At 62.2% G+C, this 13,395-nt stretch carries 17 protein-coding genes; 2 read left to right on the forward strand and 15 right to left on the reverse strand.

The genetic code is table 11. The features are described 5' to 3' along the window. Positions 1-14: 14 nt before the first annotated feature. Both AC3WUT_RS11855 and petA read right to left on the reverse strand, forming a co-directional pair. Positions 15-1,424 (reverse strand): cytochrome b, encoded by a 1,410-nt coding sequence (locus AC3WUT_RS11855; RefSeq protein ID WP_492347270.1) that lies wholly within the window; start codon positions 1,422-1,424, stop codon positions 15-17. Positions 1,425-1,435: 11 nt separating this feature from the next. After that, a complete protein-coding gene (gene petA / locus AC3WUT_RS11860) occupies positions 1,436-2,050 on the reverse strand; it encodes a ubiquinol-cytochrome c reductase iron-sulfur subunit (RefSeq protein ID WP_492347271.1) in 615 nt (204 codons plus the stop codon). A 236-nt stretch (positions 2,051-2,286) separates the two neighbouring features. Here petA and mscL point away from each other — a divergent pair, with 236 nt between their 5' ends. After that, positions 2,287-2,724 carry a large conductance mechanosensitive channel protein MscL gene (gene mscL / locus AC3WUT_RS11865; RefSeq protein WP_492347272.1) on the forward strand — a complete coding sequence of 146 codons (438 nt, stop codon included), beginning with the start codon at positions 2,287-2,289 and terminating at the stop codon, positions 2,722-2,724. Positions 2,725-2,791: 67 nt separating this feature from the next. Here the strand turns inward: mscL and pdxA are convergent, their stop codons facing one another. Together pdxA and AC3WUT_RS11875 are read right to left on the reverse strand one after the other, a co-directional pair. Then, positions 2,792-3,865 (reverse strand): 4-hydroxythreonine-4-phosphate dehydrogenase PdxA, encoded by a 1,074-nt coding sequence (gene pdxA / locus AC3WUT_RS11870; protein ID WP_492347273.1) that lies wholly within the window; start codon positions 3,863-3,865, stop codon positions 2,792-2,794. A gap of 13 nt (positions 3,866-3,878) precedes the next feature. Further along, positions 3,879-4,631, reverse strand: a complete 753-nt coding sequence (locus AC3WUT_RS11875; protein WP_492347274.1) for a Nif3-like dinuclear metal center hexameric protein — start codon at positions 4,629-4,631, stop codon at positions 3,879-3,881. A 371-nt stretch (positions 4,632-5,002) separates the two neighbouring features. On the opposite strand from AC3WUT_RS11875, the gene AC3WUT_RS11880 reads away from it, so the two are divergent. Then, a complete protein-coding gene (locus tag AC3WUT_RS11880) occupies positions 5,003-6,154 on the forward strand; it encodes a trypsin-like peptidase domain-containing protein (protein WP_492347275.1) in 1,152 nt (383 codons plus the stop codon). A 94-nt stretch (positions 6,155-6,248) separates the two neighbouring features. Here the strand turns inward: AC3WUT_RS11880 and tatC are convergent, their stop codons facing one another. From tatC to hisC, 11 genes are all read right to left on the reverse strand, one after another. Continuing rightward, positions 6,249-7,049: a twin-arginine translocase subunit TatC gene (gene tatC, locus AC3WUT_RS11885; RefSeq protein WP_492347276.1), complete on the reverse strand. Its 801-nt coding sequence runs from the start codon at positions 7,047-7,049 to the stop codon at positions 6,249-6,251. 89 nt (positions 7,050-7,138) lie between these two features. Then, positions 7,139-7,594 (reverse strand): Sec-independent protein translocase protein TatB, encoded by a 456-nt coding sequence (gene tatB / locus AC3WUT_RS11890; protein WP_492347277.1) that lies wholly within the window; start codon positions 7,592-7,594, stop codon positions 7,139-7,141. Between the two features lie 103 nt (positions 7,595-7,697). Beyond that, a complete protein-coding gene (gene tatA / locus AC3WUT_RS11895) occupies positions 7,698-7,943 on the reverse strand; it encodes a Sec-independent protein translocase subunit TatA (RefSeq protein ID WP_492347278.1) in 246 nt (81 codons plus the stop codon). A 70-nt stretch (positions 7,944-8,013) separates the two neighbouring features. Continuing rightward, entirely contained in the window at positions 8,014-8,373 is a 360-nt protein-coding gene (locus AC3WUT_RS11900; protein WP_492347279.1) for a histidine triad nucleotide-binding protein, read from the reverse strand. Positions 8,374-8,530: 157 nt separating this feature from the next. After that, entirely contained in the window at positions 8,531-8,899 is a 369-nt protein-coding gene (locus tag AC3WUT_RS11905; RefSeq protein WP_492347280.1) for a phosphoribosyl-ATP diphosphatase, read from the reverse strand. 11 nt (positions 8,900-8,910) lie between these two features. Continuing rightward, the gene (gene hisI, locus AC3WUT_RS11910; RefSeq protein ID WP_492347281.1) at positions 8,911-9,315 is read right to left on the reverse strand and encodes a phosphoribosyl-AMP cyclohydrolase; all 405 of its coding nucleotides are present in this window, start codon (positions 9,313-9,315) and stop codon (positions 8,911-8,913) included. A 70-nt stretch (positions 9,316-9,385) separates the two neighbouring features. Then, positions 9,386-10,165 carry an imidazole glycerol phosphate synthase subunit HisF gene (hisF, locus tag AC3WUT_RS11915; RefSeq protein ID WP_492347282.1) on the reverse strand — a complete coding sequence of 260 codons (780 nt, stop codon included), beginning with the start codon at positions 10,163-10,165 and terminating at the stop codon, positions 9,386-9,388. Beyond that, entirely contained in the window at positions 10,165-10,911 is a 747-nt protein-coding gene (hisA, locus tag AC3WUT_RS11920; RefSeq protein ID WP_492347283.1) for a 1-(5-phosphoribosyl)-5-[(5-phosphoribosylamino)methylideneamino]imidazole-4-carboxamide isomerase, read from the reverse strand. Before hisA ends, hisF begins: the two co-directional genes overlap by 1 nt. A gap of 34 nt (positions 10,912-10,945) precedes the next feature. Further along, positions 10,946-11,602, reverse strand: coding sequence for an imidazole glycerol phosphate synthase subunit HisH (hisH, locus tag AC3WUT_RS11925; RefSeq protein WP_492347284.1), 657 nt, complete (start codon positions 11,600-11,602; stop codon positions 10,946-10,948). Positions 11,603-11,664: 62 nt separating this feature from the next. Beyond that, complete coding sequence (hisB, locus tag AC3WUT_RS11930) at positions 11,665-12,288, reverse strand: imidazoleglycerol-phosphate dehydratase HisB (protein WP_019576132.1); 624 nt, start codon at positions 12,286-12,288, stop codon at positions 11,665-11,667. Next, positions 12,285-13,391: a histidinol-phosphate transaminase gene (gene hisC, locus AC3WUT_RS11935; RefSeq protein ID WP_492347285.1), complete on the reverse strand. Its 1,107-nt coding sequence runs from the start codon at positions 13,389-13,391 to the stop codon at positions 12,285-12,287. The genes hisB and hisC overlap by 4 nt, the downstream gene beginning before the upstream one ends. Between the last annotated feature and the right edge of the window lie 4 nt (positions 13,392-13,395).

The raw sequence follows: 13,395 nt of genomic DNA on the forward strand, positions 1-13,395 counted from the left end.
TTCTCTCCAGCAAATCAATGGGCAGCAAAAGTCACACGATCAGGAACCGGCTTGGTTTCACCGATCTGACTCCACCACGGCATCAACAGGAAGAAGCCAAAGTAGAACAAGGTACCCACTTGGGACACACGCTCGCCAATCGGAGACGGCGGCTGCACACCAAGGTAGGCCAGCACCACGAACACCACCACGAAGACGGCATAAAGGTATTTATGCCAGCTCGGGCGATAGCGGATGGATTTCACCGGGCTTTGATCCAGCCAAGGCAGGAAGAACAGGATGATCACTGCGCCACCCATGACCACCACACCCCAGAACTTGGCGTCGATGGACAACATCAGGGCGATGACCACCACCGCTGCGCCCACGACACCCGCCTTCAGGAAGGCCGGCAGTTTGGATTTGACGGCACCGAAGAAGGCGCCAGCGGCCACGCAAGCGATCAACGCATACATCATCTCGCCCGTGATGGCACGCAGCATCGAGTAGAACGGCGTGAAGTACCAGACCGGGGCGATGTGGTTCGGCGTCTTGAACGGATCGGCCGGGATGAAGTTGTTGTATTCCAGGAAGTACCCACCCGCTTCAGGGGCGAAGAAGATCACTGCCGTGAACACCATCAGGAACACACTCACGCCCAGGATGTCGTGAACGGTGTAGTACGGATGGAAAGGAATGCCGTCCAGAGGGTGACCGTTGGCATCGCGGGGCGCCTTGGGGCCCTTGATTTCGACGCCATCCGGGTTGTTCGAGCCCACTTCATGCAGGGCAATGATGTGAGCGGCCACCAGACCCAGCAGCACCAGCGGAACCGCAATCACGTGGAAGCTGAAGAAACGGTTCAAGGTCGCATCGGACACCACATAGTCGCCGCGGATCAGCAAAGCCAGATCAGGGCCGACAAAGGGGATGGCAGAGAACAGGTTCACGATCACCTGAGCGCCCCAGTACGACATCTGCCCCCAGGGCAGCAGGTAGCCCATGAAGGCCTCGGCCATCAGACACAGGAAAATGGCGCAACCGAAGATCCAGACCAGTTCCCGCGGCTTGCGGTACGAGCCGTACAGCAGACCCCGGAACATGTGGAGGTAGACCACGATAAAGAATGCCGAAGCACCGGTGGAGTGCATGTAACGCACCAGCCACCCCCAGGGCACATCACGCATGATGTACTCGACCGAGGCAAATGCCAGCGTGGCATCCGGCTTGTAGTGCATGACCAGGAAGATACCGGTCACGATCTGAATCACCAGCACCAGCATGGCCAGTGAGCCAAAGAAGTACCAGAAGTTGAAGTTCTTGGGTGCGTAGTACTCGGAGAGGTGCTCTTTGTACAGCTTGGACGCCGGGAAGCGGTTGTCCACCCAGTTCAGCAGCTTTTCGCCTGCCGAGGCGTTGGGGGAGATTTCCTTGTATTCAGCCATGATGTGTTCCCTCAAGCCTTCTTGTCTTCGCCGATCAGCAGGCGCGTATCGGACAGGTACATGTGAGGAGGCACCGGCAGGTTGTCCGGTGCCGGCTTGTTCTTGAACACACGCCCGGCCAGGTCAAAGGTCGAACCGTGGCAAGGGCAGAGGAACCCCCCCTCCCAGTTGTCGGGCAGCGAGGGCTGCGGACCCGGGGTGAACTTGTCAGACGGCGAGCAGCCGAGGTGGGTGCAGATGCCCACCACCACCAGCACTTCCGGCTTGATCGAGCGGGTCGTGTTGCGCGCGTACTCGGGCGTGAATTCGTCGGGATGGCGCTCAGACTTCGGGTCTGCCAGTTGGCCGTCGAGCTTGGAAAGCTCAGCCACCATCTCTGGTGTGCGCTTCACGATCCACACGGGTTTGCCCCGCCACTCGGCCGTCATCTTCTCGCCAGGCTTGAGGTTGGAAATATCCACCTCGACAGCGGCACCCGCCGCCTTGGCCTTTTCAGAAGGAGACAAAGTACTCACGAAGGGAACGGCGGTTGCAACGCCGCCCACGGCACCAGCACAGGTTGAGGCGATCAGCCACGTCCTCTTGCTGGAGTCGATCCGCTGGGTGTCGACTGGGGTGTCACTCATGGGGTTGTTCCTCGATGAACATCGCTTATTTGGGTCAACCGCGGATTGTACCGGAGGGCCTCTCGTAAATTCAACGCGCTTTTGCCACGTGTATCGTCCCGGAGAATGTGCATAAATACCGAGAAATCAGGGCAAACCCTTGGATTACCCCCTGCATATCGTAAAGACTGTGCAGAATTGATACTCAGCCGCCCGCGGCAAAAAAATTCATACAAAGCAAACAAAGGAAACTTTCCATGAGCATCGTCAAGGAATTCAAAGAATTCGCCATCAAAGGCAATGTGATTGACCTGGCTGTCGGCGTGATCATCGGCGGCGCCTTCGGGAAGATCGTCGACTCGGTGGTGGCTGATCTGATCATGCCGGTGGTCGGACTGGTGTTTGGCAAGCTCGATTTTTCAAATCTCTATATTGCCTTGGGTCAAATTCCAGCAGGCACGTCCGACACGCTGGAAGGCCTCAAGAAAGCCGGTGTGCCTGTTTTTGCGTATGGGCATTTCATCACCGTGGCGGTGAATTTCCTGATCCTGGCTTTCATCATTTTCATGATGGTCAAACAAATCAACCGCCTGAAGCGTGAAACACCGACCGAAACGCCGGTCGAAGCCGCGCCGGCCGCCCCTGCTGAAGATATTGTCTTGCTGCGCGAAATTCGCGACAGCCTGCGCAAGTAAGCCCCCCCACGAAGCCCCGGACAACCAGGCCGCCCAGGTCGCCTGACACCTTGCGGCGCGACCTCGCTCAGGCGTGGATCAGGCGCCGGGCCATGCGCAGCGCCTCGATCAAGCTGGACGGGTCGGCCTGCCCTGTGCCGGCGATGTCGAATGCGGTTCCATGATCAGGACTGGTGCGCACCAGAGGCAGGCCCAAGGTCACGTTGACCCCCTCTTCCACCCCCAGGTATTTGACCGGTATCAGACCCTGATCGTGGTACATCGCCACCACCACATCGAACTCGCCACGCCGGGCTCGCATGTACACCGTGTCGGGGGCCACCGGCCCCACAACCTGCATCCCCTGTGCACGAGCGGCCTGCACGGCGGGCTCGATGATGTCCAGCTCCTCGCGCCCAAACATTCCACCCTCTCCCGCATGCGGGTTCAGGCCTGCCACCGCGATGCGGGGCGCCCTGCCCAACACGCGCCGCAATGATCCCTGGGTGATGCGCAGGGTGTCCAGCACGTTGTCGTAGGTCACCGCATCGATGGCCTGGCGCAGCGAGACATGGATGCTCACCAGCACGGTTCGCAGTTCCTGATTGGCCAGCATCATGCGAACCGGCATTGCCTCCAGTCCCACCCCAGCATGGGCCGCCGCTTCAGCCTGCAAAAGTTCGGTGTGCCCCGGAAACGACACGCCCGCCGCGTGCAGCGCCTCTTTGTGCAACGGCGCCGTCACCATGGCGGCCACCGCCCCACGCAAAGCCGCCCGGGCCGCCCAAAGGACAGCTTCAGCCGCCTGGCGGCCTGCCTGATCACTGACCCGCCCCCATTCAGGCAGGCCGTTCGGCATGGGGGTCCCAGGATCGATCACCGGCAGGCAGCCCGGTGGGCACTGCGCCAGATCGGCCGGCTCGGAAAGCACCACGACCGGCACCGTTGCCTGCCCACCGCCACGAGCCTGCCGCACCACCTGAGCGGCCCGACGCAGCACTTCCGGCTGCCCCACGACCAGAACGCCCATCATGAGCGACGGCTCAAGCTCAAACGCTTTGACGATGGTCTCGGGCCCGATGCCGGCCGGGTCGCCCTGGGTCAAGGCCAACCAGGGCCCATGGGCAGAAACGCTGGCCACTGCGGGGGGTGAATCAGACATGTGCGGGTGCCTTTCAGGCGGGGTTGTCAATGTCGATGAAGTGATGTGGAACACCCAGTTGGCGGGCCACCTCACCCGCCAGCGCGGGGGCTCCATAGCGTTCGGTGGCATGGTGTCCAGCGGCGAGGTACGCCACCCCGGACTCGCGGGCGTAATGGGCCTGCGGCTCGGAGATCTCTCCGGTGATGAAAGCATCCGCCCCGGCCGCAATGGCCGCTTCAAAATAGCTTTGGGCCCCGCCGGTGCACCAGGCCACCCGCCTCACCGGGCGACCATCCCCCGGCACCCAGGTCACGGGTCGCCCCAGTGCGGTTTCTACCCGCTGCGCCAGGGCCGCGCCTTCCAGGGCACCCAGCCGCGCCATCCAACCCAGGTTCTGCTCACCAAAACAGGGAGCCCCGCCCTCCAAGCCCAGCACCCGCCCCAGTTGGGCGTTGTTACCCCATTCCGGATGCGCATCCAGTGGCAGGTGATAGGCCAGCAGGTTGATGTCGTGGGCCAACAACCTCTGCAGGCGTTGCTTCATCCAGCCGGTGACGCGCCCGTCCTGCCCACGCCAGAACAGACCGTGGTGCACCAGAATGGCGTCAGCTCCGGCAGCAATGGCGGCTTCAATCAGGGCCAGGCTGGCCGTGACGCCGGACACCAGCCGCCGCACCTCTTGACGCCCCTCCACTTGCAGGCCATTGGGACCATAGTCCTTGAAGCGCTCGGGCTGCAGCAAGGCATCGCAGGTCTGCAGCAAGGTGTGTCGGTCAGTACTCATGCACCGAATTGTCTCAGAGCCTGTTCACGATCTCCCACGGGTCGCGCAGCGGTCTTTCAGGATGGAATGCAAGGCGTGGCGCACCGTCGATCGCCCGGCTATCGACTGTGCGCCGCAACGCCGCAAACCGCCTGAAAAGACCACTGCCCGAAGGGTTGGAGCGACATCGGGTCCGAACTCGGATTTGTGGCGCCCCGCCCGATTGCGCGCCAACGCGGCCCGTGCAAGATCGTGAGCAGGCTCTGATTTGCGCCCCATCCTGCGACCCATGGCTTGAGTGACAATAGCAGTCCAACTTCACCCGCCAGCCCGGATTCCGCCCGCTCCAGCCCCATCTGGGGGGCCCGGTCGACGCCCACCAGACCCCATTCATGAAGCGCATCTGGCAGCTCTTTTCTCAAACCGTCACCGTGGTTCTGGCCGCCTATTTCGTGGTCGCCACGCTCCAACCCCAATGGCTGAACCGCGGCCCTCTGCGTGTGGGCACCATGGGTGTCGCGTTGCTGGAGGCACCGCCCTCCCCGGCCGGCAGCACCGCTCCGGGCAGCCTCAGTGGCGCCGCCCGCAAGGCTTCGCCAGCGGTGGTCAGCATCAACACCAGCAAGATCAGCCGCCAGCCTCGCAGCAGTGATCCCTGGTATCAGTTCTTTTTCGGCGACCAGGGCGCAACCCAGCAACAGAGTGGGCTGGGCAGCGGCGTGATCGTCAGCACCTCAGGCTACATCCTCACCAACAACCATGTGGTCGAATCAGCCGATGAGATCGAGGTCACCCTCAACGACAGCCGCACCACCCAGGCTCGGGTCATCGGCACCGATCCCGACACCGATCTGGCGGTTCTGAAGATCGACGTCGACAGGTTGCCGACGATTGTGCTGGGCAATTCGGACTCGCTGCAGGTCGGAGACCAGGTATTGGCCATCGGCAACCCCTTCGGCGTCGGGCAAACCGTGACCGGCGGCATCGTGAGTGCGCTAGGACGCAATCAGCTGGGCATCAACACCTTCGAGAACTTCATCCAGACCGACGCGGCCATCAACCCAGGCAATTCGGGTGGCGCGCTCGTCGACGTGTACGGCAATCTGCTGGGCATCAACACCGCCATCTATTCACGCTCAGGCGGCAGCATGGGCATCGGTTTTGCCATCCCGGTGTCCACCGCGCGCCAGGTGCTCGACAGCATCATCAAGGACGGACGGGTCACACGAGGCTGGATTGGGGTCGAGCCGAATGAGCTGTCCGCGGAATTGGCCGAGACCTTCGGCATCCAGCCCGTCCCGGGCGTGATCATCACCGGCGTGCTGCAAAACGGCCCCGCGGCCCAGGCGGGCATCCGGCCCGGCGATGTGATCACGCAGGTGGGGGGCCAGGCCGTGCGCAGCGTGCCCGAACTGTTGTCACGTGTCTCGGGGCTGCCGCCCGGACAATCAACCCCTTTCAGCCTGCTGCGCCAAGGCAAAACACTGCAAGCCGAGGTGGTTCCGGGCGTGCGCCCCAAAGCCCACCCCGCGGCCCGGCGCTGAACAACAGGCGGCCGTCAATAGACCCAAAGAAAAGGGGGCCGATACCGGCCCCCTTTTCTTTGACTGGATTCAGCTCTGTCGAGCTGCCTGCACATCACGTCCCTTCAGAGGCCGCCGCTTCGTCCTCGGCAACCGGGGCTTTGGTGGCCTTGACGAAAGCCTGAGCCGCCAGAATCCCGACCTCGTACAACCCACCCACCACCGCGAGCAGCATGAGCATCGAGCCAGCATCCGGGGGCGTCACCAAGGCCGTGCCAACCGCCGCAGCCACCCAGAAGTAACCGCGGTACTGGCGCAATTGCGATGTGCTGACCACGCCCATTCGCACCAGCAGAATCACCGCCACGGGCACCTCGAAGGCCAGACCAAAGGCCAGGAACATGCCCAGCACAAAACTCAGGTACTCCTCGATGTCAGGCGCTGCCGTGATCGATTTGGGTGCAAAGCTCTGGATGAAGGAAAACACCTTGCCAAACACGAAGAAGTAGCAAAAAGCCACCCCCACCAGGAACAGCAAGGTGCTGGAGATGACCAGGGGCAACACCAGCTTCTTCTCATGCGAATAAAGGCCGGGCGCCACAAAGGCCCAGACCTGGTAGAGGACGTATGGCAAGGCGATCAGAAAGGCTGCCATGAACAGGATCTTGATCGGCACCACAAACGGCGACACCACATTGGTAGCGATCAGGGTAGCGCCCTTGGGCAGGTAAGCCACCAACGGTGCCGCCAGCAGGTCATACAGCTCGCCGGCCCCTGGGTAGAAGGCCAAGGCCAGCGCAACCACGCCGACAGCGATCAACGCGCGCACCAGGCGATCGCGCAGCTCCATCAGGTGCTGCACAAAAGGCTGCTCGGTGCCAGCCAGCTCGTCATCTTGTTGGGGGGATTCGGACATGGTGGATGGTGATAGGGAGGAAGACCCCCGGACCGGGACTCGGGCCGAGCAGAAGATTGAATGTACCGGTCGTGCTTGCCGGCACGGGCTCAATTGAACTTGCGCGGCCGATACCGGGCCACCCGGGCCGCCCCAGACAAGGCCTTGGTACGCACGCCGCTGCGCGCCTTGTACCACTGCGGCGTGGCGCCCCGCTTGACGCGCCAGTTCTTGCCGGGATGCCGGTACACCGGGGCTGCCGGCTCCACTGAACTTTCCAGGGCGGCATCGGTGGTTTCACGCCAGCTTTCCTCGAACTCTCGGGTGCTGGTGTGGATCGAATTCTCCACATCGCGCGCAGCACTCTCGACGGTGTCCTTCATCTTGCGAAGCTCGTCGAGCTCCATCGAACGATTGACCTCGGCCTTGACGTCATTCACGTAACGCTGGGCCTTGCCTAGCAGGGTGCCCACGGTGCGCGCCACGCGCGGGAGCTTCTCAGGGCCGATGACGATCAAAGCCACCGCGCCGATCAGCGCCATTTTGGAAATGCCAAGGTCAATCATGAAGGGATCTGTCCATTAAAAAGCGCTAGCGCCCAAGGCCGGCTGGGGCTGCATCACAACCCGCCGGAAAGTCCGGGATCAGCCCCGGGCAAGCACTTGAAACTCAGGACTTGGTCTTGGCTTCAACGTCGATCGTTGTCTTTTCTGCGACACCTTGGGCCACTTGGGCGGCCGGAGCAGCCGCTGCGGGCGGGGTCGCCTCGGAGGTGCCCCCCTCTTTCATGCCGTCCTTGAAGCCTTTCACGGCGCCCCCCAGGTCAGAGCCGATGTTCTTGAGCTTCTTGGTGCCGAACACCATCACCACGATCAACAGCACGATCAACCAGTGCCAAATAGAAAACGAACCCATGGATTTCTCCTGAAGAATTGACTGGATTTTAGACGCCGATGGCGAACCCCTGGGCGCAGGGGCTCAAGTATCACCCCCGCAGCCAAGGCCGCGGACCACCCATGACATGGACGTGGAGATGATGCACCTCCTGGCCCCCCTCGGCACCCGTGTTGGTCACGATGCGGAAACCGCCCTGCGGATAAGGGTTGCATCCCTGCTCCATGGCCAGTTTGGGCGCCAGCGTCATGATCTTGCCAAGCAGAGAAGCATGTTCCGCGCCCACATGGGCCATCGACGGGATGTGCAGCTTCGGAATGATCAGAAAATGGACAGGCGCCCAAGGCGCGATGTCATGAAAAGCAAACAGGTCTTCATCCTCGAAAACCTTGCGCGACGGGATCTGACCCGCAACGATCTTGCAGAAAATGCAATTGGCATCCACCGACATCCGAGCACTCCATGGGTTGCTGGGCGTCACCTGCGCCTGGTTTGACACCAGACGGCGTGGCAAGCGCCCCAAAAATCAGCCCTCCGGCCAGACTGGGCCGAGAGCGGAAACACATTCATTGTCAGGGCGGACCAGGGGCACGTCCGACCATCCAGCGTCAGGCCTGATCGGCCTCACGGGACTGCACCTTGCGCAAGGCCTTCTCCTCGATGCCGCTGGTGCCTTCACGGCGCTCCAGTTCGGCAATCACATCCAGCGGAGACAGCCCATAGTGCGCCAGCGCGATCATCGAGTGAAACCACAGGTCGGCCACCTCATAGACGATCTTGCTGCGATCGCCACCGTGGTCCGCGTCCTTGGCAGCCATCACGGTCTCGGTCGCCTCTTCACCGATTTTCTTGAGGAAAGCGTCGGGCCCTTTGTGCAGCAGACGAGCGACATAGCTTTTGTCCGGATCGCCGCCCTGCTCAGGCTTGCGGCTCTCGATCACGGCGGCCAGGCGGGCCAGGGAATCATTGGAACTCATGGGTACGCACGTCACTTGTAAATGGATTCAGGGTCTTTCAGGACAGGATCGACCGCCGTCCAGCCGGCCTTGGCGGCATCGTATTGCTGGAAGAAACAGCTGTGACGCCCGGTGTGGCATGCAATGCCGGGCTCATGACCTTGCTGCGTGACCTTCAGAAGCACCACATCGTTGTCGCAATCCAGCCGGATGTCGTGCACCGTCTGCACATGGCCAGACTCTTCACCCTTGAACCAAAGGCGCTGGCGTGAACGGCTGTAGTAAACCGCTCGACCCAGCTCTGCCGTCTTTTGCAGGGCTTCGCGGTTCATCCAGGCGAACATGAGCACATCGTTGCTGCCTTGCTCCTGGGCGATCACGGGCACCAGGCCCTGGGCATCCCACTTGACTTCATCTAACCAGTTCATGGGGTCCATTGTCGATGATTTGGAAAAGCCCACCCCCGGGTTGCGGGCGGTGGGCAGGCGTCAGAGGCCGTGGACGACCTCAGAGACGCACCGGAATGCCACGTTCTGCCATGCGCGCCTTGGCCTGGGCCACCGTGAACTCACCGTAGTGGAAGATGCTGGCCGCGAGCACCGCATCGGCCCCGCCCTGCTGCACACCGTCAGCCAGGTGGTCGAGATTGCCCACACCACCTGAGGCGATGACGGGTACGCTGACCGCATCGGCCACGGCACGGGTGAGGGCCAGATCAAAGCCCGCCTTGGTACCGTCGCGGTCCATGCTGGTCAGCAGGATTTCGCCGGCACCGCGGCGAGCCATCTCGCTGGCCCATGCCACCGCATCCAGACCGGTGTTCTTGCGCCCGCCATGGCTGTAGACATCCCAACCTTCGCCGCGCGCCAGCAGGTCTTCGCCATGACGGCGCTTGGCATCGATGGCCACCACGATGCACTGCGCGCCATAGCGTGCCGAGGCGTCACTGATGACTTGCGGGTTGGCGATGGCGGCCGAGTTGAAGCTGGTCTTGTCGGCACCCGCGTTGAGCAGGCGACGCACATCCTCGACCGTGCGCACCCCACCGCCGACGGTCAGTGGAATGAACACCTGGGAGGCCACTGCCTCGATGATGTGAAGAATCAGGTCGCGCCCATCACTGGTGGCGGTGATGTCCAGAAAGGTCAGTTCGTCGGCGCCCTGCTCGTTGTAGCGGGCCGCGATTTCAACCGGATCGCCCGCATCACGCAGCTCGACGAAATTGACACCTTTGACGACCCGACCACCGGTCACGTCCAGACAGGGGATGATGCGCTTGGCCAGCATCAGTTGCGCCCGTTCAGTTCGTCGGCGCGAGCCTGGGCAGCCGCAAAGTCGAGATCGCCCGAATAAATCGCACGACCACAGATCACACCTTCAACGCCTTCGCCCTCGACGGCACACAACTGTTCAATGTCAGCCATGTTCGACAGGCCGCCCGAGGCAATGACGGGAATGGTCAGGGCCTGGGCCAGCTTGACGGTCGCGTCGATGTTGATGCCCGAGAGCATGCCGTCACGCCCGATGTCGGTGTAGATGATGGATTCCACACCCCAATCTTCGAATTTCTTGGCCAGATCAACCACTTCATGACCCGTGAGCTTGCTCCAGCCATCGGTGGCCACTTTGCCATCCTTGGCGTCCAGCCCCACGATGATGTGACCGCCAAATGCGGTGCAGGCATCTTTCAGAAAGCCCGGATTCTTGACGGCTGCCGTGCCGATGATCACGTAACGGAGACCGCCGTCGATGTACTTCTCGATGGTGTCCAGATCGCGGATGCCCCCCCCCAATTGAACCGGAATGTCATCGCCCACCGCCTTGAGGATGGACTTGATGGCCGAATAGTTCTGGGGCTTGCCGGCAAAGGCGCCATTGAGGTCGACCAGGTGGAGGCGGCGGGCGCCCTGGTTGACCCAGTTCAGGGCCATGGCAGCAGGGTCTTCACCAAAGGTGGTGGCCTGGTCCATGTCACCTTGCTTGAGGCGCACGCAGTGGCCGTCTTTGAGATCGATCGCGGGAATGAGTTGCATGGTGCTGTGAGCAGCGTAGGGTGCAGCGGAAAAGTCAGGGATTCCAGTGAAGGAAGTTGTGGTAGAGCGTCAGGCCGTGGCTTGCACTCTTTTCGGGGTGGAACTGGGTCGCAAAAATATTATCGCGGGCAATGGCTGCGGTAAAGCGCCCGCCGTAGTCCGCTTCGCCCACACTGTGGCGCCCGTCGGACGGACGCGCATAGAAACTGTGCACGAAATAGAAATAACTGTTGTCAGGCACGTCGGCCCACAAAACGTGCGGCTGGGTCTGGGCGACCTGATTCCAGCCCATCTGCGGGACCTTGAAGCGACTGCCATCAGGCTGCAAACGACCGGCGAGGTCGAATTTGACCACCTCACCGTGGATCAGTCCCAGGCCAGGCGTGTCCCCCTCGGCGCTGTGGTCCAGCAGCATCTGCATGCCCACACACACGCCGAACATCGGCTTGGTGGCAGCGGCCTCCAGCACAGACTCGAGCAGGCCCGATTCGCGCAGTTCGCGCATGCAGTCGGGCATGGCCCCCTGACCAGGCAGCACCACGCGGGTGGCGGCACGCACCTCTTCGGGGCGCGAGGTGATGATCACCTTCACACCCGAGCGGTCGGCTGCAGCCTGGACGGCCTGTGACACCGAGCGCAGATTGCCCATGCCGTAGTCGACCACGGCCACGGTATTAGCGACTGGATTCATGACTCAATTTCTTTGACAAGGAGAGGGTGGCAGCATTTCAGTGCCGCAACCGGGTCATCACATCAGAGCGAACCCTTGGTGGACGGGATCACGCCAGCCGAGCGGGGATCCAGCTCGAGTGCCGACCGCACAGCCCGGGCAAACGCCTTGAAGATCGTTTCACACTGATGATGGGCATTGACACCCTTGAGATTATCAATGTGCAGGGTCACGCCAGCATGGTTGACAAAACCCTGGAAAAACTCAAATGCCAGTTGCGTATCGAAAGCACCGATCATGCCACTGGTGAACTTCACGTCCATGTGCAGGCCAGGCCGCCCCGAAAAATCAACCACCACCCGCGACAAGGCTTCGTCCAGGGGGACGTAGGCATGGCCGTAGCGGCGAATGCCTTTTTTATCACCCACCGCACGGGCGAAGGCCTGGCCCAGGGTGATGCCCACATCCTCCACGGTGTGGTGGCCGTCGATGTGCAGATCGCCACCACAATCGATGTCAAGGTCGATCAGGCCGTGTCGGGCGATCTGGTCGAGCATGTGATCAAAAAAGCCGATGCCGGTGTTGAGCTTGGACAGACCCGACCCGTCCAGGTTGACGCGCGCACGGATGCGCGTCTCGGCGGTGTTGCGGGTGACTTCGGCGGTGCGCTCGCAAGAAGCGGCAGGGACAAGTGCGGAGGAGGTCATAGAGAGGCCTGGAAAGCCGCCAGCATGCGTGCGTTGTCGTCGGCAGAGCCGACCGTCAGGCGCAGGCAGTTGGCCAGCAAAGGATGCATTTTAGAAACGTTCTTGATCAGCACGCCGAGGGAGCGCATGCCTTCGAAGGTCTTGAGCGCATCGGGCACGCGCACCAGGATCATGTTGGCATCGCTGTCCCAAGCCTTGACCCCGGGCCATGCGCGCAAGGCCGACAGCAACAGGCCGCGCTCGCGGCGCAGTGTGGCGGCCTGCTCGGCAAAGACCTCGGCATGTTCAAGAGCGAACAGCGCGCACTCGCAGTTGAGCACGCTGATGTTGTAGGGCGGGCGCACTTTGTCGATTTCAGCGATCAGCTCGGCCCGCCCCATCATGTAGCCCAAACGGATACCGGCCAGGCCAAACTTGCTCAGGGTGCGCATCAACAGCACATGGTCATTGGCCTCAGGGTGCGCCGTGATCTCACTGAGCCAGCTGTGGCTGGCAAAGGGTTGGTAGGCCTCGTCCATGACCACCAGACCGCCCTGCGCGCCCACCGCCGCGATCAGCCGGCGCATGGTTTCGACGTCCCAGAGGTTGGCCGTGGGGTTGTTGGGGTAGGCCAGGTAGGTGATGGCCGGCCGGTGCTCCGCAATGGCCGCCAGCATGGCGGCCTCGTCGAGTTCGAAATCGGCCGTCAGCGGCACACCGACAAAACGCAATCCCTGCAACTGGGCGCTCATGGCGTACATCACAAAGCCGGGCAGGGGCGCCAGGATGGTCGCGCCGGGCACGTCGCAGGCCAGGGCCAGCAAAGAGATCAGCTCATCCGAGCCATTGCCCAACATCAGGGCATGGCCCTCGGGCAGGCCGGCGTGGCGGCCCAAGGCCGCCTTCAGATCATTGACGCGATCACCCGGGTAGCGATTGACGGCCAGGCTGCCCAGCCGCTGCCCCAGCGCGGCCTGCAGTGGTTCGGGCAGGCTGAACGGGTTCTCCATGGCATCCAGCTTGAGCTGGCCGCGTGCGTCCTGCACTGCATAGGCGTGCATGGACTGCACATCCTGACGGATGTTGGCCAGAGCGCGAACGAGGTGGGGGGTATTTGAGGTCATGGGG

The organism is Curvibacter sp. EU05-FHT14A10, assembly GCF_058791075.1.

Coding starts and splice junctions, on each gene's coding strand:
- hisI (WP_492347281.1), bottom strand. CDS start 9,315: ATGGACCCCATGAACTGGTTAGATGAAGTCAAGTGGGATGCCCAGGGC.
- tatC (WP_492347276.1), bottom strand. CDS start 7,049: ATGTCCGAATCCCCCCAACAAGATGACGAGCTGGCTGGCACCGAGCAG.
- AC3WUT_RS11900 (WP_492347279.1), bottom strand. CDS start 8,373: ATGTCGGTGGATGCCAATTGCATTTTCTGCAAGATCGTTGCGGGTCAG.
- hisF (WP_492347282.1), bottom strand. CDS start 10,165: ATGCTGGCCAAGCGCATCATCCCCTGTCTGGACGTGACCGGTGGTCGG.
- pdxA (WP_492347273.1), bottom strand. CDS start 3,865: ATGTCTGATTCACCCCCCGCAGTGGCCAGCGTTTCTGCCCATGGGCCC.
- mscL (WP_492347272.1), top strand. CDS start 2,287: ATGAGCATCGTCAAGGAATTCAAAGAATTCGCCATCAAAGGCAATGTG.
- hisC (WP_492347285.1), bottom strand. CDS start 13,391: ATGACCTCAAATACCCCCCACCTCGTTCGCGCTCTGGCCAACATCCGT.
- hisB (WP_019576132.1), bottom strand. CDS start 12,288: ATGACCTCCTCCGCACTTGTCCCTGCCGCTTCTTGCGAGCGCACCGCC.
- AC3WUT_RS11905 (WP_492347280.1), bottom strand. CDS start 8,899: ATGAGTTCCAATGATTCCCTGGCCCGCCTGGCCGCCGTGATCGAGAGC.
- tatB (WP_492347277.1), bottom strand. CDS start 7,594: ATGATTGACCTTGGCATTTCCAAAATGGCGCTGATCGGCGCGGTGGCT.
- petA (WP_492347271.1), bottom strand. CDS start 2,050: ATGAGTGACACCCCAGTCGACACCCAGCGGATCGACTCCAGCAAGAGG.
- AC3WUT_RS11875 (WP_492347274.1), bottom strand. CDS start 4,631: ATGAGTACTGACCGACACACCTTGCTGCAGACCTGCGATGCCTTGCTG.
- AC3WUT_RS11880 (WP_492347275.1), top strand. CDS start 5,003: ATGAAGCGCATCTGGCAGCTCTTTTCTCAAACCGTCACCGTGGTTCTG.
- tatA (WP_492347278.1), bottom strand. CDS start 7,943: ATGGGTTCGTTTTCTATTTGGCACTGGTTGATCGTGCTGTTGATCGTG.
- hisH (WP_492347284.1), bottom strand. CDS start 11,602: ATGAATCCAGTCGCTAATACCGTGGCCGTGGTCGACTACGGCATGGGC.
- hisA (WP_492347283.1), bottom strand. CDS start 10,911: ATGCAACTCATTCCCGCGATCGATCTCAAAGACGGCCACTGCGTGCGC.
- AC3WUT_RS11855 (WP_492347270.1), bottom strand. CDS start 1,424: ATGGCTGAATACAAGGAAATCTCCCCCAACGCCTCGGCAGGCGAAAAG.